This is a genomic window from Mesobaculum littorinae, from assembly GCF_004011175.1.
Classification (GTDB): Bacteria; Pseudomonadota; Alphaproteobacteria; order Rhodobacterales; family Rhodobacteraceae; genus Tranquillimonas; species Tranquillimonas littorinae.
On sequence record NZ_RQXX01000008.1, the window covers coordinates 18,011 to 44,199 of the forward strand.

Annotated in this window: 21 protein-coding genes; 12 read left to right on the forward strand and 9 right to left on the reverse strand. The window is 68.5% G+C overall.

The genetic code is table 11. The features are described from left to right. Positions 1-25: 25 nt before the first annotated feature. The 3 genes from EKE94_RS16755 to EKE94_RS16765 all read right to left on the reverse strand — a co-directional run bounded on the left by EKE94_RS16755 (position 26) and on the right by EKE94_RS16765 (position 4,971). On the reverse strand, positions 26-670 hold the full coding sequence (locus EKE94_RS16755) for a YjbF family lipoprotein (protein WP_164870998.1): 645 nt from the start codon (positions 668-670) through the stop codon (positions 26-28). Next, a complete protein-coding gene (locus EKE94_RS16760; RefSeq protein ID WP_235856074.1) occupies positions 667-2,799 on the reverse strand; it encodes a YjbH domain-containing protein in 2,133 nt (710 codons plus the stop codon). Before EKE94_RS16760 ends, EKE94_RS16755 begins: the two co-directional genes overlap by 4 nt. Positions 2,800-3,078: 279 nt before the next feature. Continuing rightward, positions 3,079-4,971, reverse strand: a complete 1,893-nt coding sequence (locus EKE94_RS16765; RefSeq protein WP_127907791.1) for a polysaccharide biosynthesis protein — start codon at positions 4,969-4,971, stop codon at positions 3,079-3,081. 266 nt (positions 4,972-5,237) lie between these two features. Here EKE94_RS16765 and EKE94_RS16770 point away from each other — a divergent pair, with 266 nt between their 5' ends. Next, a complete protein-coding gene (locus EKE94_RS16770) occupies positions 5,238-6,251 on the forward strand; it encodes an NAD-dependent epimerase/dehydratase family protein (RefSeq protein WP_407940928.1) in 1,014 nt (337 codons plus the stop codon). Positions 6,252-6,594: 343 nt separating this feature from the next. Here EKE94_RS16770 and EKE94_RS16775 read toward each other — a convergent pair whose 3' ends face one another. Together EKE94_RS16775 and EKE94_RS16780 are read right to left on the reverse strand one after the other, a co-directional pair. Beyond that, a complete protein-coding gene (locus EKE94_RS16775) occupies positions 6,595-7,545 on the reverse strand; it encodes a 1-phosphofructokinase family hexose kinase (protein ID WP_127907792.1) in 951 nt (316 codons plus the stop codon). A 164-nt stretch (positions 7,546-7,709) separates the two neighbouring features. Then, positions 7,710-8,126, reverse strand: coding sequence for a metallopeptidase family protein (locus EKE94_RS16780; RefSeq protein WP_127907793.1), 417 nt, complete (start codon positions 8,124-8,126; stop codon positions 7,710-7,712). 61 nt (positions 8,127-8,187) lie between these two features. On the opposite strand from EKE94_RS16780, the gene gltX reads away from it, so the two are divergent. Beyond that, positions 8,188-9,534, forward strand: a complete 1,347-nt coding sequence (gene gltX / locus EKE94_RS16785) for a glutamate--tRNA ligase (protein ID WP_127907794.1) — start codon at positions 8,188-8,190, stop codon at positions 9,532-9,534. Positions 9,535-9,583: 49 nt separating this feature from the next. Here gltX and EKE94_RS16790 read toward each other — a convergent pair whose 3' ends face one another. Further along, positions 9,584-10,252, reverse strand: a complete 669-nt coding sequence (locus EKE94_RS16790) for an SDR family NAD(P)-dependent oxidoreductase (protein ID WP_127907795.1) — start codon at positions 10,250-10,252, stop codon at positions 9,584-9,586. Beyond that, positions 10,242-10,937 carry an SDR family oxidoreductase gene (locus tag EKE94_RS16795; protein WP_206615106.1) on the reverse strand — a complete coding sequence of 232 codons (696 nt, stop codon included), beginning with the start codon at positions 10,935-10,937 and terminating at the stop codon, positions 10,242-10,244. The genes EKE94_RS16790 and EKE94_RS16795 overlap by 11 nt, the downstream gene beginning before the upstream one ends. A gap of 447 nt (positions 10,938-11,384) precedes the next feature. Between EKE94_RS16795 and EKE94_RS16800 the strand changes: the two genes are divergently transcribed. The 7 genes from EKE94_RS16800 to EKE94_RS16830 all read left to right on the forward strand — a co-directional run bounded on the left by EKE94_RS16800 (position 11,385) and on the right by EKE94_RS16830 (position 19,973). Next, a complete protein-coding gene (locus EKE94_RS16800; RefSeq protein ID WP_127907796.1) occupies positions 11,385-12,962 on the forward strand; it encodes a 2-isopropylmalate synthase in 1,578 nt (525 codons plus the stop codon). Positions 12,963-13,399: 437 nt separating this feature from the next. Then, the gene (locus EKE94_RS16805) at positions 13,400-14,437 is read left to right on the forward strand and encodes a rod shape-determining protein (RefSeq protein ID WP_127907797.1); all 1,038 of its coding nucleotides are present in this window, start codon (positions 13,400-13,402) and stop codon (positions 14,435-14,437) included. 81 nt (positions 14,438-14,518) lie between these two features. Then, entirely contained in the window at positions 14,519-15,427 is a 909-nt protein-coding gene (gene mreC / locus EKE94_RS16810; protein ID WP_127907798.1) for a rod shape-determining protein MreC, read from the forward strand. Further along, the gene (locus EKE94_RS16815; protein ID WP_127907799.1) at positions 15,420-15,959 is read left to right on the forward strand and encodes a rod shape-determining protein MreD; all 540 of its coding nucleotides are present in this window, start codon (positions 15,420-15,422) and stop codon (positions 15,957-15,959) included. The genes mreC and EKE94_RS16815 overlap by 8 nt, the downstream gene beginning before the upstream one ends. Next, on the forward strand, positions 15,956-17,899 hold the full coding sequence (gene mrdA, locus EKE94_RS16820; RefSeq protein ID WP_127907800.1) for a penicillin-binding protein 2: 1,944 nt from the start codon (positions 15,956-15,958) through the stop codon (positions 17,897-17,899). Before EKE94_RS16815 ends, mrdA begins: the two co-directional genes overlap by 4 nt. Further along, positions 17,896-19,041 (forward strand): rod shape-determining protein RodA, encoded by a 1,146-nt coding sequence (gene rodA / locus EKE94_RS16825; RefSeq protein WP_127907801.1) that lies wholly within the window; start codon positions 17,896-17,898, stop codon positions 19,039-19,041. Before mrdA ends, rodA begins: the two co-directional genes overlap by 4 nt. Further along, on the forward strand, positions 19,038-19,973 hold the full coding sequence (locus tag EKE94_RS16830; RefSeq protein WP_127907802.1) for a 2-hydroxyacid dehydrogenase: 936 nt from the start codon (positions 19,038-19,040) through the stop codon (positions 19,971-19,973). The genes rodA and EKE94_RS16830 overlap by 4 nt, the downstream gene beginning before the upstream one ends. 82 nt (positions 19,974-20,055) lie before the next feature. Here EKE94_RS16830 and EKE94_RS16835 read toward each other — a convergent pair whose 3' ends face one another. Beyond that, a complete protein-coding gene (locus tag EKE94_RS16835) occupies positions 20,056-20,832 on the reverse strand; it encodes an SseB family protein (RefSeq protein WP_206615111.1) in 777 nt (258 codons plus the stop codon). Between the two features lie 2 nt (positions 20,833-20,834). Beyond that, entirely contained in the window at positions 20,835-21,494 is a 660-nt protein-coding gene (locus tag EKE94_RS16840) for a uracil-DNA glycosylase family protein (RefSeq protein ID WP_127907804.1), read from the reverse strand. A gap of 335 nt (positions 21,495-21,829) precedes the next feature. On the opposite strand from EKE94_RS16840, the gene EKE94_RS16845 reads away from it, so the two are divergent. The 3 genes from EKE94_RS16845 to EKE94_RS16855 all read left to right on the forward strand — a co-directional run bounded on the left by EKE94_RS16845 (position 21,830) and on the right by EKE94_RS16855 (position 26,127). After that, complete coding sequence (locus EKE94_RS16845; protein ID WP_127907805.1) at positions 21,830-23,089, forward strand: Na+/H+ antiporter NhaA; 1,260 nt, start codon at positions 21,830-21,832, stop codon at positions 23,087-23,089. A 286-nt stretch (positions 23,090-23,375) separates the two neighbouring features. Next, the gene (locus EKE94_RS16850) at positions 23,376-24,029 is read left to right on the forward strand and encodes an ABC transporter ATP-binding protein (RefSeq protein WP_127907806.1); all 654 of its coding nucleotides are present in this window, start codon (positions 23,376-23,378) and stop codon (positions 24,027-24,029) included. A 652-nt stretch (positions 24,030-24,681) separates the two neighbouring features. Beyond that, positions 24,682-26,127: a capsule biosynthesis protein gene (locus EKE94_RS16855; RefSeq protein WP_328590508.1), complete on the forward strand. Its 1,446-nt coding sequence runs from the start codon at positions 24,682-24,684 to the stop codon at positions 26,125-26,127. The last annotated feature ends 62 nt before the right edge of the window (positions 26,128-26,189 follow it).

Below are 26,189 nucleotides of genomic sequence, written 5' to 3' on the forward strand. Positions count from 1 at the left end.
AGCGCACCCGCGGCGCGGCGCCGGGTCAGTCGTGCACCCGTTCCAGGACCAGGGAGCCGACCTCCGGGCCGACCCACTGCAACGACTGCCGGATCGTGCCGTCGGCTTCGATCCAGTAGAGGTTTTCAAAGCTGGCCAGATCCGAGCTGCAGGCCTCGGTGATCTTGCGCGACGGGTAGTCGCGGCCCGCAACCTCGATGCTGTCGGCGCCCGTGTCGGTGATGGTGCAGGTGAAGCGCGCGCGCCGGATCACCTCGTCCCCGTTCAGGTAGTAGTGATCGCGCAGCGCCGTGCCCCGGGTGCGGCGCACGTCGGGCGGCTGGGCCGAGGTGATGTCCTCGCCGAACCCCTTGGTCCCGACCAGCACGTCGCGGTCGAGCAGCAGCTGCGTCCCATCCACCGACTCGTAGGTCGTCACCGTCCCGTTGCGGCCCACGGGCATGATCAGCGCCGCATCGTCGTTCTTGCGTCGGGTCAGGACGACAACCTCGCCCAGGTCGCGGATCGCCTGATCGGACAGGGTGACCCGAGATGGCGCGCGGTTGCCCAGCTGGGACACGATGCCCGTCGTCACATTGCGCAACGTGCTCTGCCCGGACTCCGAGCCGCAGGCCGCAACGCCCAGTGCCGTGGCGAGCAACGCCGCCATACGCATGGTCTTTCCGGTCATCGCAGCACCCGCCCCCATTGTCCTTCAAGTTCGGATTCGTGGTAGGTGCGCGCCCGGCCGTAAAGCCGCCCCGGCACCGACAGGCGGGCCCCGCCGTCGCGGGTGACCGGCCGGATCACCGTGCTGGCCGCCCGGCGCGTCGGTTCGCCCGTGAACCACGAGGTCGGGATCCGCAGGCGGATGCCCTTGTCGAACGACCCTTCGCCGAAATCCTCGGCCGACACGTCGGTCACGGTCGCAAAGGCACCGACGGACCAGCCGTTCTCGAATTCGCGATCGAAGCCGAAGGTCGCACCATAGTCGCCCGCCAGGTAGCGCCCCACATCAACCTGAGCGTGATATCCGCCGCCGATGTCGTAGTAGGCCGACAGGTGGCCGGTCACGACGTCGTAGTCCTGGAATCCGAACTGCACGTCGTAGTCGCGCTGCTTGGCATAGTTCAGCTCGGCCCCGAGGGCGAGCTGGCTGTCGACCGGCTTCCACAGGATTTCGCCCGAGACGCCGCCGAACATGCGTTCGAGGTAGCCGCCCGTGACCCGGCCATAGAAATTGGTGGCCGGGCGGAAGTAGTAGGTGGCCGTCAGGCTATCGAGCGACGGGTCGCCCTCGCGGTCGTATAGCGGGAAGTTCGACCGCACCGGCGGCAGCACCGAGGTGTCGATCCGCTTGTTCTCGTCGAGGTTCCCGATCAGCCGCTTCGAGATAGAGCCGGCAAAGACCAGCCCCGGCGCGGCCTCGTAGGACGCGCTCAGCCGGGCGCCCAGATCGGCACGAATGGGCGAATCCGGATCGAAATAGCTGTTGCGGATGTAGGGGCCGAGGTTCCATTTGAACCGCGGCACGACCTCGGCGTTGCGCACGGACCCCGCGGGCTGCGGCACGGCTTCGCCGATGCCCGCCACGGCGGCAAGCTTGTCGGCGCCGTCGGGCGCGGTCTCGTAGGTTTCAAGGTCCGAGCGGCGCAGCGTGACGGTCGACACCGGCATGCCGTCGACCGAGGGCGTGATGCGGAAGGTCTCGACCGAGGCCGGCAGGACCCGGGACATCGCCCGGGCCGCGCGGCCGATGGCCTGCGCCTCGGCATCGAAGCGCGGGTTGCGCACCCGCACGGTCGCGGTGCCCGCGTCCACGGCCAGCGATTCCAGATCCAGCCCCTGTTCGTCGAAATCGGCGGCCAGGCGCTGGGTCAGCGTGGCCGCGACCCCCGGCGTCTGCGTCCAGTCCGTGGCATAGGCGGCAGGGTCGCTGCCGCGCGCCGGGCGCGGCTGGACCGGCAGCGGCCCCGGCGCGTAGGAGCCCGTCATCGGCGGCTCGTAGGGATTGGCGACGAAGTTGACCTTCAGCCCGATCTCCGAGCCGTACATGTAATAGGCGCCAAGGCTGGCGTTCTTGTTGAGCCGGTAATCGACGCCGAAGTTCAGCGGCGACGCGCGGTCGATGATCGCGTCCGAGACCGAGCCCCGCTCGCCCGCCTCAAGCTCGTAAGCGTCCGAGGAATACTCGGCCAGCAGCGTCATGCGGTCGGTGGCCTGGTACTCGATCCCCGCAAAGGGGGCAGCGGGACCGCGGAAATACTGCTCGGCGTTGAGCGTGCCGCCCTGGTCCACCTCGATCGGGTCGCGGTCGCCGAAGGGCGACCCCAGGTCCCCGTCCGACCCCAGGCGCCCCCAGCCCAGGCCGACGGTCGCGCGCAGGCGCGGGGTCACGGTCTTCGACGCCGCGATGTATTCGCCCGAGGACACGCCGGTGCCCACGAAATCCTGCAGGCCGACGGCCACGGCCGGCAGGTAGCGCGACTCCTTCAGGATCAGCATCGAGATGTCGAAGCTGCGGTCGTAGTAATCCTCGTACCCCGCGTAGTTCAGGTCCTGGAAGCCCTGATAGCGGAAGGTCCCCGAGACGCGCGGAAAGATCTGGAAGCTCAGCGAACCGCGGGAGATCCCGCCGAAATACGACAGTGTCGAGGCGAGCTGCCCATCGGGCTGAACGGCGGCGGAGGGCATGTCGATGACGCCCGAGACGCCGTAGAAGTTGAGCGTCGGCCGCCCCAGTTCCTGCGGAAAGCTGGCGGTGGTTCCGCCCAGCACGGCGGACAGGGCGATGGCACTGACACTGAGAGTTCGAATCACGGATATTCCTCGCAAACTGCCGCGCCGACATCGCGGCGCCCCGGCGGTCGATGCTGGCACACAAAACCACGCCCCCGCCGGTGTTTCAATTCGTGCCCGGCCGGACCGGGGATAAAACATGCCTTGTGGCGGATTGCACACGCGGCGCGGCACGGCGACGAAGCGCCCCGTCATTCCGGGGGCCCCGCCATTCGGCGCCCTACCGAACCGGCGTGCGCCCCGCAGGTCCCGCGCCCCGCAGGTTCCGACCCCTGCCGCGCAGGGACACGCCCCCGGCGATCAGACGATTTCGGCCGTCTCTCCGCGCACCACGCCGGCCCCGTAGCCTTCGACCCAGCGGCGGGCGACGGCAAGGGCGGCATCGTCGTTGCCCGTCGCCACGGCCTCGCGCAGCGACCGGATCGCGGCTGCGACCTCGATCTCGCTCAGGCTGGCCTCGTGCGCGCAGAAGATCTTTTCGTGCGGCGTGGTGATGTGCCCCTCGCCGATCAGAAGCTCTTCGTGCAGCTTCTCGCCCGGGCGCAGGCCGGTCACCTGGATCTCGATGTCGCCCTCGGGGTGCGTTTCGTCCCGCACGCTGTAGCCCTGGTCCGAAATGACCTGCCGGGCGAGGTCGATGATCTTCTTGGGCTTGCCCATGTCCAGCACGAAGACCTCGCCGCCCCGGGCGAAGGAGCCCGCGGTCAGAACGAGGCTCACCGCCTCTTCCAGGGTCATGAAATAGCGCGTGACCTCGTGATGGGTCAGCGTCACGGGGCCGCCACGGGCAATCTGCTCCTGGAACAGCGGGATCACCGACCCGGAGGAGCCCAGCACGTTGCCGAAGCGCACCATGGCAAAAACCGTGTCGGGCGACCGGTTGGCCATGTCCTGCACCACTAGCTCGGCCAGCCGTTTCGACGCGCCCATGACGTTGGTCGGGCGCACCGCCTTGTCCGACGAGATCAGGATGAACCGCGCCACGCCCGCCTTGCGCGCCTCGCGGGCCAGCGTCCACGTTCCCAGCACGTTGTTCGCCATGCCGACCAGCGGATTGGTCTCGACCATCGGCACGTGCTTGTAGGCGGCGGCGTGCAGGATCACGTCGGTCCCGTGATCGTGCAGCACGCGCCGGACAAGCCGCGGTTCGGTGACCGACCCGAGGATCGGCACGATCTGCGCGCCCACTTCCTCGGCCAGCGGCTGCAGCGCCTTCTCGGCCTCGTAGAGGGCGTATTCGCTGATCTCGAAGATCACCAGCGTGGTGGGCTTGCAGCCCAGCACCTGCCGGCACAGTTCCAGCCCGATCGAGCCGCCGCCGCCGGACACGAGAACCGACCGGCCCGCAAGCCCCGCACCATCGGCGGGCTGATCCGCCTGCACGGCCTTGCGCCCCAGAAGCTGGGCCGGCGGAATCGGCACCAGCTTGTCCAGCAGCGCCTCTTCCCCGATCAGCTGGGCGAAGGAGGGCAGCGCCTGCACTTCGACGTTGTTCTTTTCTAGACGCCGGGCGATCTGCATCCGCTTGGGTTGCGACAGCGACGGCATCGCCAAAAGGACCCGCCGGATATTGCGGTCGCGGACGATCCCGGCAATGTCGACCGGGCGCAGCACCGGCAGGCCGATCACCGTGAGCCCCTGCAGGGCGGGGCTGTCGTCGACAAAGGCCACCGGCTCGATCGAATCGTGCGAGGCGAGCGCGCGCGCCAGTTGCATGCCCGTCGTGCCGGCGCCGTAGATCAGCACCCGTCGCCGCGGCTGCTGATGGCGGTAGATCGCAAGCGTCAGCTCCAGCAGGAAGATCCGGCAGAATCCCGAGAAGACGAAGTAGACGATGCCGAAGACGACATAGGTGCCGCCGTTCAGCTGTGCCTGCGCCACCTGATGTAGCGCCACGTTGCACATCGCGACCAGCAGCGACAACAGCGCCACCCGCCCCATCCCGCGCATGTCGTAGGAATTCAGGCGGATGTTGGGAATGCCGAGGAAGGTCGAGATGCCGGCGGTCAGCACCATCAGCAGGGGCAGGATCAGGACCGCGTTGGCCAGGAATGTCGGGATCGTCTCAAGCCGCTGCTGCACGGCAAGCGTGAAGACATAGGCCAGCGGCACGACGGCCACGTCGACGCCAAGCAGGATCCCGCGGCGCTGCGGTCGCGACAGGGCGTTCAGAATGCGAAAGAGAAGGTTCAACGGCGGCTCCAGTCAGACCCATCTTCCAATCGCCGCCGACAGTTCGACTGACAAGGGTCAGGAAGCATTACTCTTGACACGTATCCGAGTTGCAATCCAAACACACCGGTACAGACCGAGTATTCGCGCTGACGTGGTAGGCTGCAAGACGAAACTGCTGCCCGTGCGGAAACTCGCCGATCCCCGCAGCGCGAGGGGCGGACGCAGAATCGCCGGATCGTGGCCAGGGGCCCCCGCGCAACCGGACTTAGGCGGGAGCAGATCCTATGGCAGGCGTGCGGCGGGCACTCGTAACCGGCTCGGCCGGATTCATCGGCATGCACGTGGCCGAACGGCTGCTGAACGACGGGTACGAGGTGACGGGCCTCGACTGTTTCTCGGACTACTACGACCCTGCGCTGAAGCGCTCCCGCACCGCGCAGCTGACCCGGCACGCCAGGTTCACCGCCGAGGAAGGCCGGATCGAAGATCCGAACCGCCTGATGGATCTGTTCGCCGAGCGGCGCTTCGACGTCGTCGTCCACCTCGCCGCGCAAGCCGGGGTGCGGTATTCCATCGACAACCCGCGCTCTTACGTAGAATCGAACCTGATCGGCACCTTCGAACTGCTCGAGGCGGCGCGCGCCCATCCCCCGGCGCACATGCTTCTGGCCTCGACCAGCTCGGCCTACGGCGCGAACACGCAGATGCCCTACACCGAGACGATGAAGGCCGACACGCAGATGTCGTTCTACGCCGCCACCAAGAAGGCGAACGAGTCGATGGCGCATTCCTACGCCCACCTCTTCGGCCTGCCGGTGACGATGTTCCGCTTCTTCACCGTCTACGGGCCGTGGAGCCGGCCCGACATGGCGCCCTACAAGTTCGTGTCGGCGATCCTCGAAGACCGCGAAATCGACATCTACAACCACGGCGACATGATGCGGGACTTCACCTATATCGACGACCTGGTCGAGGGCATCCGCTGCATGATCGACACGCCGCCGCGGATCGGCGCGCCCGTCAGCGACGACGACAGCCTGTCGCCGGTCGCGCCGTTCCGGGTTGTGAACATCGGCAACGCCGCCCCGGTACGCCTGCTCGACTTCGTCGCGGCGATCGAGTCCGCGCTGGGTCGCCCCGCAAAGCGGCGCTATCTCGACATGCAGCCGGGCGATGTGCCGGCCACCTGGGCCGACACCACGTTGCTGTCGGCACTGACGGGTTATGCCCCGAAGACCCAGGTCGCGCAGGGCGTGGCCAATTTCGTCGCGTGGTATCGCGACTACTACGGACACTGACCGCCCCGACGCCCGGCCCGTCCGGCAAGGGTCCTTATATCAGCAAAACACCTGGCCCGGGCTGCCCGCCCACCGGCCCGCACCCGGCCCGACCTCCGGGCAAGGGGCGCCTGTCCGCTGCCCCCCTCGTACGCCGGGCGGCTTTCGAGTCGCGACGGTTGCCTGTCTGCCACCCCCCCACGCTCGTCGTTCGCCCGAGGGCTGGTCCGCCGCGGTCTGCCTCGCTGTCCGGGTATCCCGGGCGCGCGGCAGGCCCGGCCCGACGACGTGCGGCCCCCCTGCCCCATGGCAGGACATGGGCCAAGCGGTCGCCCCACGGCGCACAGCCGGGAGGGTCGGCCATTCAGACGCGGGTTATGGTGCAGCCCGCGAACAGCTCTTCGGTGATGTCACGGTCGCACAGCCGTGTCGCCTCGCTGGTGACGGCGGCCGACGCGGCGGCCACGCCGTAGCGCAGGCACTCCTCGGGGCTGCGCTCCTGCGCGAGGGCGAGGGTGAAGGCTCCGACGAAGCTGTCGCCCGCCCCGACCTTCGACACCACCTCGACCGGCGCGCCGACCGCGTGCCACGCACCCGTCGCATCGGCCAGCACCGACCCGTCGGCGCCACGCGCCACGATGACCATGCGCGCCACGCCCTTCTCGACCAGCTCACGCGCGAAGGCGGCGGTATCCTCGACCTGCGGATGCGGGCGGCCGGCCAACTCCTCGGCCTCCTCGCCGTCCATCCGCAGGACGTGCAGCGCCTCGTGCGGCTTTTCCACCAGGTGGAACAGCGCGGGCCCTGAGGTATCGACGATCAGGCGCGCGTTGCGCCCCGCCACGTGCCCGGCGAGGATCGAGGGGAAATCCTTGGCCACCCCCGGAGGCTGGCTTCCCGAAAGCACGACCAGCGTGCCGTCCCCCGTCGCCTGATCGATCGAGCCCAGCGCGCGGGTCACGTCGTCCGACTGCCAGACGGGCCCCGGCATCACGAAGCGGAACTGGTCGTTGAGGCTTTCGTCGGTAACCGAGATCGACTGCCGCGTTTCGCCCGGGCCCTGAAACGCCACCGTCGCCACGCCTTCAAGCGACAGAAGCTGCAGGAGGTTCGCCCCGGTGGTACCGCCGATGGCCACCAGCGCCACCGCCTGTCCGCCCAGCTGGCGGATCGCGCGGGCCACGTTGATGCCGCCGCCGCCGGGGTCGATCTGCGGCTCGGTGCAGCGCAGCTTTGGCCCGGCCGACACCTTGGGCGCCGCGGTGGCGAAGTCGACGGTGGGGTTGAGCGTGATCGTCAGGATATGCGCGCGCATGGTCCTCGCTTTCAAATTCGACTGGCTGTTGGGATGCAGGGTGGGTCGCCCGACGGCGGAATGCAACTCCCGGCGGTACCGCCGCGGAGGGACACCGCGGCGGAAAGGCGAAGGGCGTGGAGGCGGTCGTCGGACGCCTATTGGCGCATGATCGTGATGTCAGGTCATTCCCACCAGCGGTCGATCGCGGCGATCTGCGCATCCGACCAGCCGAAGTGATGCGCCAGTTCGTGCACGAAGACATGCGCCACCAGGTCGCCAAGCCCCACGTCGCCGCGCATCGCCCATTCGTCCAGGATCGGCCTGCGGAACAGCCAGATCGTGTCGGGGCCCATCGGCTGATCCATCACCGATTTCTCGGTCACCGGGATCCCGTCGTAGACACCGGTCAGCTCGAACGGGTCCTCGATCTGCATCTCGTCCAGCATCGTGTCGGGGGCGAACTCCTCGACCCTCAGCGAAACGGCGGCGGCTGCGGCGCGAAACGCGTCGGGCAGCGCCTCGATCGCGGCGCGCGCCATGTCGGCGATCTCGCCCGCGTCGGGCGCCGTGAGGTCGTGGATGGGGCCTGTCTCGGTCATGCCCAGGATATGGACAATTTCGCGGCTCTGTGGAAGAGACCGCGATCGAAGGAGAGCCCTCATGACCGTCACCCGCTTTGCCCCCTCGCCCACGGGCTATATCCATATCGGCAACCTGCGCACCGCGCTTTTCAACTGGCTGATCGCGCGCAAGGCGGGAGGCGAGTTCATCCTGCGGCTGGACGACACCGACCCGGAGCGGTCGAAACAGGAATATGCCGACGCGATCCAGGAAGATCTGGAATGGCTGGGACTGACCTGGGACCGCGTCGAACGGCAAAGCCAGCGGCTGGACCGCTACGCCGCCGCCGCCGACGCGCTGCGCGACAAGGGCCGGTTCTACGAGGCGTTCGAGACCCCGACCGAGCTGGACCTCAAGCGCAAGAAGCAGCTGAACATGGGCCGCCCGCCGGTCTACGACCGGGCCGCGCTGGCGCTGTCGGAGGAAGACAAGGCGCGCCTGCGTGCAGACCGCGGCGCCGGCGTTTGGCGCTTCAAGCTGGATCACGAGCGGATCGAGTGGGAGGACGGGATCCTGGGGCCGATCTCGATCGATGCGGCCAGCGTGTCGGACCCGGTGCTGATCCGCGCCGACGGTCAGGTTCTCTACACCATCGCGTCGGTCGTGGACGACACCGACATGGGGGTGACCCATGTCGTGCGCGGCTCGGACCACGTGACCAACACCGCCACCCAGATCCAGATCATGGGTGCACTGGGTCACGGGCATCCCTCCTTCGCACACCATTCGCTGCTGACCGGCCCGCAGGGCGAGGCGCTGTCGAAGCGGCTGGGCACCCTGTCGCTGCGCGACCTGCGCGCCGCGGGGATCGAGCCCATGGCGCTGCTCAGCCTGATGGCCCGGCTGGGCTCGGCCGATCCGGTCGAGCTGCAGTCCAGCCACGACGACCTGATCGCGGGGTTCGACATCTCGCGCTTTGGCGCGGCGCCCACGAAGTTCGACCCCGAAGCGCTGAAACCGCTGACAGCCCGGGTCCTGGCGCAGAAGCCCTATGCCGAGATGGCGGACGAGATCGCCGCCCTAGGCGTGCCCGATGCGCTGGCCCCGCGGTTCTGGGAGGTGGTGCGCGAGAACATCGCCACGCGGACCGAGATCGCGGGCTGGTGGGACGTTCTGAACGGCCGCGCCCAGCCGGTGGTTTCGGACGAGGACGCGGGCTTCATCTCGGACGCCGCCGCCCTGCTGCCCCCCCATCCCTACGGGCCCGATACCTGGGGCGCGTGGACGCAGGCCGTAAAAGAAGCGACGGGCCGCAAGGGCAAAGGGCTTTTCATGCCGCTGCGGATGGCAGTGACGGGCCGGCAGCGGGGACCGGAAATGGCCGAGGTCATGGAGCTTCTGCAAGCCCCCCCCGCCATCGCGACAGGTCATACGCCCCGCGCGTGACCGGTCGGAGGACGCCTCCGGCGGGAGTATTTTCGAAGAGAAGAAACCGCTACCACGGGATCGGGCGGCCGGCGTAGTCGTAAAAGCCGCCAGTGTCTTTCGCCGAAAGGCCGTCCAGAACGTCCAGCAGGCGGGCGGCGGCATCGTCGGGTGTGGTCTTGTCGTGGTCGGGGTAGGCAGCGGTGAAATCCGTTGCCACCGTGCCGGGATGCAGCGCGACGCAAATGGCATACGGATGGGTGCGCCGCAACTCGATCGCCGCGCCATGCACGATCTGGTTCAGCGCGGCCTTCGACGCCCTGTAGGAGTGCCAGCCACCCAAACGGTTGTCGCCGATCGATCCGACCCGGGCCGAGAGCGCCGCCACGACCGTGCGCCGCTCGCGTGGCAACAGGCGCAGGCCATGCTTCAGCACCAGCGCCGGACCGATGGCATTCACCGCGTAGCTTTGTGCCAGGCGCTCTGCGTCCATCTCGGCCAGCGACTTCTCGGGGCGCCCGGCCCCGGGGCTGAGCGCGCCTGTAGCAAGGAGGATCGCATCGAACGTCCCCTCCAGCGCACCGAGACACCGGGCGACGCTGGCCTCGTCGGTGATCTCCAGCCCGTCGTCGCGGCGGGACAGGCCGGTCGCATCGGACCCACGCTGCCGAAGCGCCGCCATCAATGCGCCGCCGATCCCGCCCGACGCCCCGATGACAAGGGTGCGGTCAGTCGGCATAGATCATCTTCCGCGTCATGCCGCCATCGACGACCACCGTCTGCCCGGTGACGAAGCCGGCCTCCGCAAGCCAGGCCACAGCCCCGGCCACGTCCTCGGGCCGCCCGACGCGGCCCACCGGGTGCTGCCGATGGTCGACAGGCCGCAGGTCCCCGTTCGCCGAGATCCACCCCGGCGCAACCGCGTTGACCCGCACGTCGGGCCCGAGACTGACCGCCAAAGCATGCGTCAGCGCCTCGAGCCCGCCTTTCGCGGCGGCATAGGGTTCGCAATCGGGCTCGGACATCGCCGCCCGGGTCGAGGTGATGTTGACCACCGCACCCCCGGCAGTGCGCAAGGCGCGCGCCCCGTGCTTGACCATCAGCATCGGGCCGGTCAGCCCGGCGCCAAGCCACGCCTGCCAGTCCTCCAGCGCGAGCGTCTCGACCGGCCCAGCCTCGGGCGACGCGATCCCGGCGTTGTTGACCAGAAGATCGACCCGCGTCTCCCCTTCCCAGAAGGCGCGCACCTGCGCCTCATCCGACACATCGACCACCCGGAGCTCCACCCCCTCGCGCTCCAACTGCTTCAACCCGGGCGCGTCGCGATCCAGAGCCGCCACCTGCCAGCCCCGCTCCAGAAAATGCGCCACCAGCGCCGATCCTATCAGCCCCGCCGCTCCGGTAATCACCGCACGCCTCGCCATGCCCACACCCCCTCGCACTGCCACCTCGGACGTCGCGCCATCTAGCCCGCAACCGGACAGGGCCCATCCCCTGCATTCTCTTCTTCGGAAATACTCCCGGGGGAGTCCGCCGGCACGGCGGACGGGGGCGGGCAACCCCCGCGCCACCCCCCCGCACCAGACCCTCCGGGCGGCGGGCCCCACCCTCCGCCCCGGAGGGTGGGGAGGACAGGCGCGGCGCGGAACGCGCCTCCGCATGGCAACGGGGGGTTTTCATTCCCGACCGCGGCCCTATACTTCGCCGCATGACCGCGACCCGACATAACGCCCGCGCCCGCCCCGGCCTTCCGGCCGGCGCTGCGCGTGCCCGCGGCCTGCTTCTCCTTACGCGCCTCTGAGCGTGCCTTTCCGGCGCGCCGCTCAGGGGTGGACCAGCGCCGGGCCAAGGAGAAACAGAGGAATACCCCAATGACGACCGACATTTCCCAGGACCGCGTTCTGATCTTCGACACCACGCTGCGTGACGGGGAACAATCCCCCGGCGCCACGATGAGCCACGCCGAAAAGCTGGAGATCGCGGCGATGCTCGACGAGATGGGCGTCGACATCATCGAGGCCGGCTTCCCGATCGCGTCCGAGGGCGATTTCGCCGCGGTGAAGGCTATTGCCGAACAGTCGGGCAACGCCACGATCTGCGGTCTTGCCCGCGCCAACCCCAAGGACATCGACCGCTGCTGGGAGGCCGTGCGTCACGCGAAATCGCCGCGCATCCACACCTTCATCGGCACCTCGCCGCAACACCGCGCCATCCCGAACCTCGACATGGACCAGATGGCCGAGCGCATCCACGAGACGGTCAGCCACGCCCGCAACCTCTGCGACAACATCCAGTGGTCGCCGATGGACGCCACGCGGACCGAGTGGGACTACCTCAAGCGCGTCGTCGGCATCGCGATCAAGGCCGGCGCCACGACGATCAACATTCCCGACACGGTGGGCTATACCGCCCCGGTCGAATCGGCCGACCTGATCCGCCGCCTGATCGCCGAGGTCGAGGGCGCCGAGGACATCATCTTCGCCACCCACTGCCATAACGACCTGGGCATGGCGACGGCCAACAGCCTCGCCGCGGTCGCAGGCGGCGCCCGGCAGGTCGAATGCACCATCAACGGCCTGGGCGAACGCGCCGGCAACACCGCGCTCGAAGAGATCGTGATGGCGCTCAAGGTGCGCAACGACATCCTGCCGTGGTCCACCCGCGTCGACAGCACCAAGATCATGAACATCTCGCGCCGCGTCGCGACGGTTTCGGGCTTTCCGGTGCAGTTCAACAAGGCGATCGTGGGCAAGAACGCCTTTGCCCACGAATCCGGCATCCACCAGGACGGCATGCTGAAAAGCGCCGATACCTTCGAGATCATGCGCCCCGCCGACGTTGGGCTCAAGGAAACCAACCTGGTCCTGGGCAAGCACTCGGGCCGTGCCGCCCTGCGCTCGAAGCTCAAGGAGCTGGGCTTCGACCTCGCCGATAACCAGCTGTCGGACGTCTTCGTGCGGTTCAAGGCGCTCGCCGACCGCAAGAAGGAGGTCTACGAGGACGACCTCGAGGCGCTGATGCGCGACCAGAGCCAGGGCCCCGGCAACGACCACCTGCAGATCCGCGACCTGCGGGTTATCTGCGGCACCGAGGCGCCGCAATCGGCCGACCTGACGATGAGCGTGGGCGGCGAGGACCGGCAGGTCACCGCTGAGGGCGACGGCCCCGTCGACGCCGTATTCAAGGCGGTGCGCGAGGTCTTCCCGAACGAGGCGCGGCTGCAGCTCTATCAGGTCAGCGCCGTGACCGAAGGCACCGATGCGCAGGCCACGGTAACCGTGCGGCTGGAGGAAGACGGCCGCGTCGTGACCGGCCAGTCGGCCGACACGGACACCGTCGTCGCCTCGGCCCGCGCCTACGTGACCGCGCTGAACCGGCTGCACCTGCGCCGGCAGACCGCTGGCGCAGGCTCGGACCGCAAGCAGATCAGCTACAAGGACGTGGTCTAGGTTACGCCCCGGACCGAACGGCCCATGACCGGGGGGCGGCGCGCATGGCGGGCCGCCCCCTTTTTTTCATCCCGGTTCCGCCGCCGCGGACCGCCTGCCCCACGCGCTGTCCGGCCCCCGGGCGGACGCCAGACCTTGGCGGCTGCAGAAAGCGGCACCCGGACCATGCCGGCGGCGAAAAAACGCGCGGATTTGCACGCAACGCCTTTTCAGGCTTTTCTGGGCACCGCGCCCGGGATAGGCGGGCGGAACTTGGACATGGGCGACACTATGCAAGCGTCCCTCGGGCGGCAGGGATCCGCCGCGGCCGGGCCATTGGGCCCCGCCACGGGTCCCGGCCCTTGCCGCGAGGGGATGCCTGCGTATAAGAGCCTTCGGTCCGCGGCCCAGTGGGGAGTCGCGGAGCGCAACGGACCACAGCACGGGAAGGCCGTCATATGGCGAGCGTCGCAGGCTTGTTTTCTTCGGACATGGCAATCGACCTCGGGACGGCGAACACGCTCGTCTACGTCAAGGGCCGCGGTATAGTCCTGAACGAACCCTCGGTGGTGGCCTACCACTCGAAGGGCGGCCGCAAGGAGGTCCTTGCGGTGGGCGAGGATGCCAAGCTGATGCTGGGGCGCACGCCCGGCAGCATCGAGGCGATCCGCCCGATGCGCGAAGGCGTCATCGCCGATTTCGACGTCGCCGAGGAGATGATCAAGTACTTCATAAGGAAGGTGCACAAGCGCACGACCTTTTCGAAGCCCAAGATCATCGTCTGCGTGCCGCACGGCGCGACCCCGGTCGAGAAGCGCGCGATCCGTCAATCCGTGATCTCGGCCGGCGCCCGCCGCGCCGGGCTGATCGCCGAACCCATCGCCGCGGCGATTGGCGCGGGCATGCCGATCACCGACCCCACGGGGAGCATGGTCGTCGACATAGGCGGCGGCACCACCGAGGTCGCGGTGCTGAGCCTTGCCGACATCGTCTATGCCCGCTCGGTCCGCGTCGGTGGCGACCGCATGGACGAGGCCATCGTCAACTACCTGCGGCGCCAGCATAACCTGCTGATCGGCGAAGCCACGGCCGAGCGCATCAAGACCACCATCGGCACCAGCCGGATGCCCGACGATGGGCGGGGCGCCGCGATGCAGATCCGCGGCCGCGACCTTCTGAACGGCGTCCCGAAAGAGACCGAGATCAACCAAGCCCAGGTGGCCGAGGCGCTGGCCGAACCCGTGCAGGCGATCTGCGAGGCGGTGATGACCGCGCTGGAAGCGACGCCGCCCGACCTGGCCGCCGACATCGTCGACCGCGGAGTCATGCTGACGGGCGGCGGCGCGCTTCTGGGGGACCTGGACCTCGCGCTGCGCGAACAGACGGGGCTTGCCATCTCGGTCGCCGACGAGTCACTGAATTGTGTGGCCTTGGGCACCGGCAAGGCGCTGGAATATGAAAAACAGCTCCGGCATGTGATAGACTACGACAGCTGACCCGACAGGGGGTGCACCCGGTGCCCCCGCGCTGGAACCGCCCGCCCTGCCGATCGGGGCGTGGCCCGAAGGGAAGGCGGAATGGCAAGCGACCGCGGCCAGACGCAGCAATTCACCCGCCCCGTCCGGCGCATCGTTCTGGGGACGATGATACTGTGCCTGTTGGGCCTGTTCCTGTTCTGGCGGATCGATTCCCCCCGTGCCGAACGCGCCCGCGCCCAGATCGTCGACACCGTCGTGCCGTCGTTCGACTGGGCGCTGCTGCCGGTGACCAAGGTCGCCGGCATGATCGAGGATTTCCACTCCTACACACGGATCTATGAACAGAACCAGGAGCTGCGGCGCGAACTGCAGCAGATGAAGGCCTGGAAAGAGGCGGCGCTGCAGCTGGAGCAGGAGAACGCCAAGCTGCTCGACCTCAACAAGGTCCGGCTGGATCCGTCGCTGACCTACATCACCGGCGTGGTGCTGGCCGACTCCGGATCGCCCTTCCGGCAGTCGGTGCTTTTGAACGTCGGCGCCCGCGACGGCATCCGCGACGGGTGGGCCACGACAGACGGGCTGGGGCTGGCCGGCCGGATCTCGGGCGTGGGGCAGACGTCGTCGCGCGTGATCCTGCTGACCGACAGCAACAGCCGTATCCCAGTGACGATTCAGCCCTCGGGCCAGCGCGCGATCCTGGCCGGTGACAACTCGGCCCTGCCGCCCATCGACTTCCTCGAAACGCCGGAACAGGTGCGCCCGGGCGACCGGGTGGTCAGCTCGGGCGACGGCGGCGTGTTTCCCGCGGGTCTTCTGGTGGGACAGGTCGCGATGGGCACCGACGGGCGGCTGCGGGTGCGGCTGGCGGTCGAGTACGACCGGCTGGAATACCTGCGCGTCCTGCGGTCGCAGGACACCGAGCGCCTGACCGATCCCGGCAACCTCGTGGTGCCGGGCAACAGCGGTCGCGCGACCATCGCCGACGCGGGAGAACCCGGAGATGGTTGATCCGGTCTCGACCCGGCGGCTGGTCTACCGGCTGGGCTTCGTCGCGCTGGCGGCGGGCTTCATCTTCCTTCGGCTGCTGCCGTTCGAGGTCTCGGCCAACCGCGTGCCGGGCCCGGACCTGCCGGTGATCTTCGCCTTCGCCTGGGTGCTGCGCCGCCCCGACTACGTGCCCGCGACGATGATCGCGGCGGTGATGCTGGTCTGCGACATCCTGTTCATGCGGCCTCTGGGTCTGTGGGCCGCCATCGTGCTGATCGGGCTGGAGTTCCTGCGGGCTCGTGAAAACCTGTCGCGCGATCTGCCCTTCGTCGTCGAATGGCTGATGGTCGCGGCCACGCTCGCGACGATGACTCTGGCGCAGATCGCTGTGCTGGGGCTTTTCGTCGTGCCGCAACCGGCGCTGCAGATGAGCCTTGCGCACCTCGCCGTGACGGTGCTGAGCTATCCGGCCGCCGTGGTCATTTCGCGCTATGCGCTGGGGGTGACGAAGGCAGCCCCCGGAGCCGTCGACGCATTGGGACACAAGCTATGAGACAATCGCCTCGCGACACCGAAACCTCCTCGCGCCGGATCTCGCGCCGCGCGCTCGTCCTCGGCGGGCTGCAGACGGGCATGCTGGGTGTCCTGGGCTGGCGCATGCACCAGATGCAGGTCGATCAGGCCGACCAGTATCGGCTTCTGGCCGACGAGAACCGCATCAACATGCGGCTGATCGCCCCTGCCCGTGGCCTGATCTACGACCGCAATGGCGTGGCCCTGGCCGAGAACGCGCAGAACTACCGCATCGTCATCGTGCGCGAGGATGCAGGCGACGTCGATGCCGCCATCGCGCGGCTGAAGCAGCTGGTCGATCTCGACCCGGACGAGCTGGAGCGCGCACTGCGCGAGGTCGAGCGCCGCTCGCCCTTCGTGCCGGTGACGCTGACCGACCAGCGTGCGTGGGAAGACGTGGCCGAGGTGGCGGTGAACGCCCCCGCCCTGCCCGGCATCACGCCCGATGTGGGCCTGACGCGCAACTATCCCATGGGCGCCGATTTCGCCCATATCGTGGGTTACGTGGGCCCGGTCAGCGACTATGACCTCGACCGCATGGACGACGACGACCCACTGTTGCAGATCCCGAAGTTCCAGATCGGCAAGACCGGGGTCGAGAACAAGCTTGAACGCGACCTGCGCGGCAAGGCCGGATCGAAACGGATCGAGGTCAACGCCGCGGGCCGTGTGATGCGCGAGCTTGGCCGCGACGAGGGCATTCCCGGCAGCGACCTGCAGCTGACGATCGACAGCGGATTGCAGAACTTTACCCAGGCGCGGCTTTCGCTGGGCATGTCGGCGGCGGGCGTGGTGATGGACGTGCGCAACGGCGATCTTCTGGCGATCGGCTCGGCCCCGGCCTTCGATCCCAACAAGTTCGTGCGCGGCATCTCCAGCGTCGATTACAGCCTGCTGACCGACAACATCTATCGCCCGCTGGCCAACAAGGCGGTGCAGGGCGCCTATCCGCCCGGCTCGACCTTCAAGATGATGGTGACGCTCGCCGCGCTCGAGGCCGGTGAGGTCACGCCCGACGAAACCATCTGGTGCGGCGGCTACACCAAGGTCGGCAACCGCCGGTTCCACTGCTGGAAGCGGGGCGGCCATGGTCACGTGAACCTGGAAGAAAGCCTGCAGCATTCCTGCGACGTCTACTATTTCGACCTGGCGCAGCGCGTGGGCATCGACCGGATCGCCGCCATGGCGCGGCGCTTCGGGCTGGGATCGCATTTCGACCTGCCGATGTCGGCGGTCACCGCCGGCATCATGCCCGACAAGGCGTGGAAGACCGAGCGCTACGGGCAGGACTGGCGCGTGGGGGATTCGCTCAACGCTGCCATCGGACAGGGCTATGTCCTGGCCTCGCCGCTGCAGCTGGCGGTGATGAACGCGCGCCTTGCCTCGGGCACCGCGATCGAGCCCCGGCTGGTCAAGTCCGAGGGCGGGATCGAAACCGAGGTCCGCGGCGCCGTCTCGCTGGGGCTGAACGAAAATCACCTGCGCATGGTGCGCAAGGGGATGTACGCCGTGTCGAACACCCGGCGCGGCACGGGCTACGGCGCCCGGATCGCCGACGACACGATGCTGATGGCGGGCAAGTCCGGCACCTCGCAGGTGCGCAACATCACCGCGGCCGAACGCGCGCGGGGCGTCACCTCGAACGCCGACCTGCCGTGGGAGCGGCGTGACCACGCGCTGTTCGTGGCCTTCGCCCCTTACGAGAACCCGCGCTACGCGGTGTCGGTCGTGGTCGAACATGGCGGCGGCGGGTCCAGCGTCGCCGGTCCCATCGCCCGCGACATCCTGCTTTACGCCCTGCATGGCGGCCTGCCGCCGCTGGAAAGCTACCCCTCCTACCAGCGGGACGAGATCCGCGTGATGCAGGAAAGCCTGCCGCTCAGGGGGGCGGAGGGGGGCGAGGAAAGCAGCCGCGCATGAGCTACCTGGAATACAACGTCAAGCGGGTGCCGACGGGCCTGTCCAAGGTTCTCTACCTGAACTGGGCGCTGATCCTTCTGCTGACCGCCGTGGCGTCGGTCGGGTTCCTGATGCTCTACTCGGTCGCGGGCGGCGACATCTCGCGCTGGGCCGAACCGCAGATCAAGCGGTTCGTGCTGGGCATGGTCCTCATGCTGACAGTCGCGATGGTGCCGATCTGGTTCTGGCGCAACATGGCGGGGCTGGCCTACGGGGTGTCGCTGCTGCTTCTGGTCGTGGTCGAGGTCGCAGGCACCACCGGGATGGGCGCGCAACGCTGGATCGACCTCGGGTTCATGCGGCTGCAACCCTCCGAGCTGATGAAGATCACGCTGGTGATGTTCCTTGCCGCCTACTACGACTGGCTCGACATCAAGAAGACGTCGCGCCCGCTCTGGGTGCTGATCCCGCTGATGATCATCATCGCCCCCACCTACCTAGTGCTGCACCAGCCCGACCTCGGGACCGCGATCCTGCTGGTGGCGGGCGGCGGCATCGTGATGTTCCTAGCCGGCGTGTCGTGGTGGTATTTCTCGGTGGTCATCGCGGCGGGCGTCGGGCTGGTCGCGGCGGTCTTCACCTCGCGCGGGACGCCGTGGCAGCTGCTGAAGGACTACCAGTATCGCCGGATCGACACCTTTCTCGACCCGGCAAGCGATCCGATGAACGCAGGCTACCACATCACGCAGTCGAAGATCGCGCTGGGGTCGGGCGGCTGGACGGGGCGCGGCTTCATGCAAGGGACGCAGTCACGGCTGAACTTCCTGCCCGAGAAGCACACCGACTTCATCTTTACCACGCTGGCCGAAGAGTTCGGTTTCGTGGGCGCGATATCGCTGCTGACGCTCTACGCGCTGATCATCGTGTTCTGCATCATCTCCGCGATGAACAACAAGGACCGCTTCGGGTCGCTGCTGACGCTGGGCGTGGGCGCGACGTTCTTTTTGTTCTTCGCGGTCAACATGTCGATGGTGATGGGCCTTGCCCCCGTCGTCGGCGTGCCGCTGCCGCTGGTCAGCTACGGCGGCTCCGCGATGCTGGTCCTGATGGTCGCCTTCGGGCTGACCCAGTCCGCCCATGTCCACAGACCGAGAGGCCGATGACCCCCAAGATCCTGTTCACCGCGGGCGAGACGCAATTCGCCCAGTACCGCGAACCGCTGACTGCCGCCCTGGCCGAGGTTGGCGTTTCCGCCGACCTCGGGCGCGACCACGCGCCCAACGAGGTCGACTACCTCGTCCACTCCGCCCATTCCGGCGAGGTCACGGATTTCACGCCCTTCACCCGGGCCAAGGCCGTACTGAACCTCTGGGCGGGGGTCGAGACGCTGGTCACCAATCCCACCCTGACCCAGCCGCTGGCGCGCATGGTCGATAACGGCATGACCGAGGGGATGTCGGAATGGGTGGCGGGCCACGTGCTGCGCCATCACCTGGACCTCGACACCTTCACCCTGAACCAGACCGGGTGGAGCCACCCGCCGGTGCCGCCCCTGGCCCGCGACCGCCGGGTCGGGTTCCTGGGGCTGGGACGGCTGGGCCGCGCCGCGGCCGAGATGCTGGCCGCGCTCAACTTCGACGTCGCTGGGTGGAGCGGTTCGCCCAAGAACATTCCGGGCATCGACACGTTCCACGGGCCCGAGGGGCTGGCCCCGCTGCTGGCCCGGTCCGAGATCCTGGTGCTGCTGCTGCCGTTGACCGACGGGACGCGGAACATCCTGAACGCCGAACGGCTGGCACAGCTGCCGCACGGGGCGGTGGTGCTGAACCCCGGCCGCGGGCCACTGATCGACGACACGGCCCTTCTGGCCGCGCTGGACAGCGGGCAGGTCGGGGCGGCCACCCTGGACGTTTTCCGGCAGGAACCTCTTCCCGCCGATCACCCCTTCTGGGCACATCCGCGGGTGACCGTCACGCCGCACGTCGCCTCGACCACCCGGCCGCAAAGCGCATCGCGCGTGATCGCCGAAAACGTGCGCCGCGGCGAAGCAGGCGAACCCTTCCTGCACCTCGTGGACCGCGCCGCGGGCTATTGACCGCCGCGGCGCTGCCCCTCCTGCCTCACCGAACCACCGACCTGCGACGCCAGCGGCGTTCGGCGCGCCGGATTGCCCGCGATCAGCGCAGCTTCGGCGGTTTCGCCGGGTCGCTGCCGGGGGCGCGCGGTGCGGCGGGCCTCTCGGGCTGCGGCTCGGGCAGGTCGACGCGCCACGCGACACGCTCCAGCCGGTCGGTCATCGGCTCGCCAGCCTCGAAAAAGGCGATGTCGAGCCGCAGGCCCTCGTCCTCGGCGAACCGGGCGGCCTCGGCCACCGATTGCGCCAGCGCGGTCTCGGCGCCCGGCGCCGCTCCCACCAGCGCGACCAGCGGGCTGTCGCTGCCGTCGTCCCAGACCGCCTGTGCCAGGTAGACCCGCGCGACCAGCCCCGAGGCGCGCGCCAGGCGATGATCCAGCGCCTCCATCAGCGGTCGTGGCAGTCGCGGCGCCCGCAGCTCGGCCGGACGGTCGCGCGCCTCGTCGGGCGCACCGGCCAGCCGTTCGGCCAGCCACACCATCGCCTCGGCCGGCAGCAGGGTCGACGAGGGCGCGACCGACAGGTTCAGCCCCAGCGCCACCCCCTGCCCGGCCAGCATCTGCGCAAGCACCCGCCCCGGCAGGGCCGCATAGGGGGCCGGCGCGCCGGTGAAGGTGGTCAGACGCTCTTCGCTGTCAAAGGCGACCACGGTCGGCCCGGTGTCGAGGTCGAAGACCGCGGGCGAGATTTCATCGCCCACAGGCTCCTTGTCGAGCAGCAGCACGAGTTCGGCGGTGGCCAGCCGGTCGTAGAACGCCCGACGCGGCGCGTCGTCGTCGCTGGCCTCCATCGCGGCATGGGCGGTGTCGAGTGCGGTCAGGGTCATCCAAGGGCCTCGCGGACATGGGTACGCAGGACGGGGACAAGCTCGTCTTCGAACCACGGGTTGCGCTTCAGCCATGCGGTATTGCGCCACGACGGATGCGGCAAGGGAAAGACCCCGGGCGCATGCTCGCGCCAGCGGGCGACCGTGGCCGTCACGCCTTCGCGCGTGCCCAGGTGCCACTTCTGGGCGTAGCCGCCGATCAGGACGGTCAGCCGGATGTCGGGCAGCGATCCCAGCACCTGTCGGCGCCACGTGGTGGCACAGATCGGCGGCGGCGGCAGGTCGCCGCCCTTGGCGTCATAGCCCGGGAAGCAGAACGCCATCGGCACGATCGCAACGCGGGAGCGGTCGTAGAACTCGTCATCGCTGACACCCAGCCACTGCCGCAGACGCTTGCCCGACTGGTCCCAGAACGGGGTGTTCGCCTCGTGCACACGAAGGCCCGGTGCCTGGCTGGCGATCAGGATACGGGCACCGGGGCGAAACCACAGCACCGGGTTCGGCGCATGGTGCGTGGCCGTCGCGGCGAACCGGTCGGCACAGATCCGGCAGCCTGCCAAGCTGCGCGTCAGGTCGGTTGAGTCGCCCCCCTCCTGCCCACGGTCCGCGTCATCTGCCCACCTCCCGGCGGCACCCGTCTTCGCGGCGTCCGTCATCGCTGGATCCGCCGATTGCGACGGCCACCCCGATCGCGGCCCCGATCGCAGCCCCGGGACCCGACCAGCGGCACCCTCAGGCCCCGCGGCCGCGCCCGCGACGGAACAGGCCCCGGACCATGCGGAAGATGGCGAAATACTTGATAAGCTTGCGCATGGCCTGTCTCGTTCCTCTTGTGCATGGGCGGTCAACGCGCGATGCCGGAAAGGGTTCGCAGGCGGCCAATGATCGGTCGGTGATCGCCCCATGATCCACGTGGAACGTCCATCGGCAGCGGTTGCCGGAGGGCGGCAATTATCCTATCCCCTTCGCAAAAGGCGAGGACATCTGTCATATGTATAAGGTCTGGAACTTCATCTCCAGCTACTCCCTGCTGCTGATCGCGGGGGCGCTTCTGGCTCTTGTCTGGGCCAATATCGACCCGAACTCCTATCACCATTTCGTCGAGTTCAAGCTGGTCGAGGATTTCTTCATCGGTCACGCGCACGAGGTCGAAGGTGAAATTCACCGCACGCTGACCCTGCACTACCTGATCAACGACGTGCTGATGGCCTTCTTCTTCGCCATCGCCGCCAAGGAGGTGTGGGAGGCGATCATCCTCGAAGAGGGGTCGCTGCGCGGCAAGAAGGCCGCGACGCCGCTGGTGGCGACGCTGGGCGGCATGCTGGGCCCGATCGCCATCTACCTGGGCATCGCCGCCATCATGGGCTCCGAAACCTTCAGCGCGGTGAACCGCGGCTGGGCCATCCCGACCGCCACCGACATCGCGTTTTCCTACCTCGTGGGGCGGATGGTCTTCGGCGCGGGCCACCCCGCGGTGCGGTTCCTGCTGCTTCTGGCCATCGCCGACGATGCCGCGGGCCTGATCATCCTCGCGATCTTCTACCCCTCGGGCGAACTGGCGCCGCAATGGCTGCTGGTGTCGCTGGCGGCCGCCGTGGCGGTGTTCGTGCTGGCCAACTGGCTGCCGCGCAAGATGGACCGCCACAACCAGCTGCGCCCGAATTCGACCTGGGTGCGCGACAGGCTGGGCTTCTGGCCCTATCTCGTCGCCGGTGCCGTGTCGTGGTACGGGTTCCAGCAGGCGGGCATCCACCCTGCGCTGGGGCTGCTGCCCATCGTGCCGACGATCCCGCATGCCGACCGCGCCTTCGGCATCTTCAGCGAGGCCGAGCAGTACCTGACCGACCTGCTGAACCATATCGAGCACATGCTGAAATACCCCGTCGAGGTAATCCTGTTCTTCTTCGGCCTCGTGAACGCGGGCGTCGAGTTCAGCTCGATCAGCGCGCCGACGTGGCTGGTGCTGGCGGGTCTGCTGATCGGCAAGCCCTTCGGCATCCTGTTCTTCGGCTGGCTGGCCGCGGGACCGCTGCGGCTGGGCCTGCCGCAAGGCATGCGGACGATCGACCTGTTCGTCATCGGCTGCGTGGCCGCCATCGGCTTTACCGTCTCGCTGTTCATCGCGTCGGTCGCCTTCCCGGCCGGGCCGGTGCAGGACGCGGCCAAGATGGGCGCGCTCTTCAGCTTCGCCGCGGCGATCCTGTCCTTCCTGGCGGGCAAGCTGACGCGGGTGGAAAAACAGCCCGGCTGACCGCACACAGCCACCGGGCCGCTACCGGGCCGGGAACGGACACAACATCGAAGGGGCGTGGCACGGGCCGCGCCCCTTTCTACATCCCCCTTTCGGCGCCCTGCCGTGGCCCCGCCCGCTCACGGCAAGTTTGACGGGCCTCCGGCGACAATGCGGCAATGGTCGTTGTGATGTTCCCGGGCAGCGACATAATGGGGCCCGATTGGGGGATTAGGCCCTGTCCTCGCCGGAGCGGTCTGCGCGCCGGACGAACCAGGGCCTCCGCCCGCCGATTCCGAGTGTCGCGATGATCGAGTTCAACACCGTCAGCAAGTCCTTCTGGACCGGTCGGCGCCGCAAGGTGATCCTGGAAAAGGCGTCGTTCCGGGTCGAGCTGGGTCAATCGATGGGGATTCTCGCCCCGAACGGCGCGGGCAAGACGACGATCATCAACATGATGGCAGGTCTGGAAAAGCCCGACGAGGGCGAGATCCGGCGCACCTGCCGCATCTCGTTTCCGCTGGGTTTCATGGGCGGTGTCATCAACCGGCTGTCGGCGACCGAGAACTCTCGCTTCATCGCCAAGCTCTACGGGCTCGACCCCGATTACGTCGAAGCTTTCTGCCGGTGGCTGTGCCACCTGGACGAATATTTCGACATGCCCGTCGGCACATATTCGGCCGGCATGCGGTCGCGGCTGAGCTTTGCGTTGCTGCTGGCGCTGGAGTTCGACATCTACCTGATCGACGAGGGCATGCCCGCGACGACGGATGTCGAGTTCAACCGCAAGGCCGGGGATCTGCTGCGCGAAAGACTCGAACGCTCGACGGTGGTCGTGGTCTCGCACCAGGCGCAGACGCTGGAGAAATTCTGTCGGACGGCCGCCGTTCTGAAGGACGGGCAGCTTTACATGTTCGACACGCTGGAAGAGGCGAAGCGGCTTTATGACTACGAAACCTAAGGTCAAGAAATTCCGCATCCGCCGGTCGAGCCCGCTTTTGTCCGGCGAAGCGCCGGGGGCCACGCGCCGGACGGCGGCCGAGCCGCACGCAGCCGCGCCCGTCACGACATCGCGCCCCTCCCCGGCCGCCCGGCCCGTCACCGAAGCCCCCGGGGGCCCGGACGCCGGACACCCCCGACCATCGCCTTCGGGCAGTGGCGCCGCCGCGCCCACCGCCGCCCCCATCCCAGCCGCAAGCCCGGTGCCAGGGTCTGAAGGCGCTGCGACGCGGCGCCCCCTGCCCGGGCCGGACACGGCACGTGAAACATCGTCCGGGGTCAGCACGTCCTCCGGCTCCTCCCCCGGGGGGGACTGGGGCGCGCATTGGCCGCACGATCCCGCCGCCGCGGGTCCGCAGCCAATACTGCCGCACCACGAGACACCGGGCAGCTCCTCCTCGACCCCGTCCGCCGGTCGCCCCACACCCGGGCCCACGTCCGGTGACGAGGCCGTCCGGCACCGCCCAGACCTTCAGGATCGCGCTGCCGCCGCTCTGGCCGATGCCGGGGGCGCCGAGGGGGAAGCCGACGGGCGCGCGGCGCCCGGGGCCGGCCCCGGCAAGGCGCCCTACCCGACCGCGGCGCAGGACGCCCGCATCGCCGATCCCGCCGAGATGTCGGCCGAAGAAGCCATCGCCCGGATCCGCAAGGAGGGTCTGACCGGCCGCCAGCTGCGCATGGCCCGGCGGATGGCGAACAAGCACGGGCTGTCCCCCACCTCGGACATCGACGCCGTTCGCCAGCTGCGGCTGCGGGGGATCGACCCCTTCGAACGCGCCAACATGCTCGATCTCGTGGTCCCGGACACGGGGCAGGAGGTCGGCGACCGGGTTCAGCTGCCGCAGACGATTCCCACCGAAACCGTCCCCTCGACCGAGGTGAAGCGCCCCGCAGCGATGCCGCGCCCGCCACGGCACCGCGAGATCTTCGAAATCCAGCGCGACATCGCCCGACGCCGCCGCCGCAAGCTTTTGCTGCTGGCCGCGCGGCTTTTCGTCTTCGTGATGCTGCCGACCGCGCTGGCGGGCTACTACTACGCTGTCATCGCCACGCCGATGTACTCCACCAAGTCGGAATTCGTCATCCAGCAGGCCGACACCGCGGCCTCGGCCGGCGGACTGGGCGGGCTCTTTTCCGGCACCGGGCTGGCCACCAGCCAGGATTCGATCACCGTGCAAAGCTACCTGACCTCGCGCGATGCGATGCTGCGGCTGGACCAGGACGTGGGCTTTCGCGAGGTCTTCTCCGATCCGTCCATCGACCCCGTCCAGCGCCTGCCCGAAGGCGCCTCGAACGAGGATGCCTACGACATCTACCAGGACAACGTGCAGATCGGTTACGACCCGACCGAAGGCATCATCAAGATGGAGGTGATCGCCCCCGATCCCGCCGTCAGCGCCGATTTCTCGCGCCACCTGATCGACTACGCCGAAGAGCAGGTCGACGGCCTTACCGAACGGCTGCGCAACGACCAGATGGCCGGCGCCCGCGAAAGCTACGAGGAGGCCGAAGAGCGCATGTCCGCCGCGCAGGCCCGGGTGCTGGAACTGCAAGAGCAGCTGGGCGTGCTCGACCCGACATCGGAATCGGCGGGCGTGATGTCACGCGTCACCGCGTTCGAGACGCAGCTGGCCGAGAAACGCTTGCAGTTGCAGCAGCTGATGGACAACCGCCAGCCGAACCAGGCCCGCGTGGACGGCGTGCGCGGCGATATCGACCGGCTGCAGACGCTGATCGCCAACCTGCGGTCGCAGCTGACCACGAACGACGGCGAAGCGGCATCGCTGGCCGCGATCACCGGACAACTGCGCATGGCCGAGGTCGATCTCGAGACTCGCACGCTGATGATGCAGCAGGCCCTGCAACAGCTTGAAACCGCGCGGCTGGAGGCGAACCGGCAGGTGCGGTACCTGTCGCTGGGCGTCAACCCGGTGCCGCCGGACGAGGCGACCTATCCCCGCGCGTTCGAGAACACGATCCTCGCCTTCCTGATCTTCGCGGGCCTCTACCTGATGATCTCGCTGACCGCGTCGATCCTGCGCGAACAGGTCTCGAGCTAGGCCGCCTGCGCGCCCCGCCCCCGGCCCATTGGGGGGTGGGGCGGGCGCCCGAGGTTTTCGTA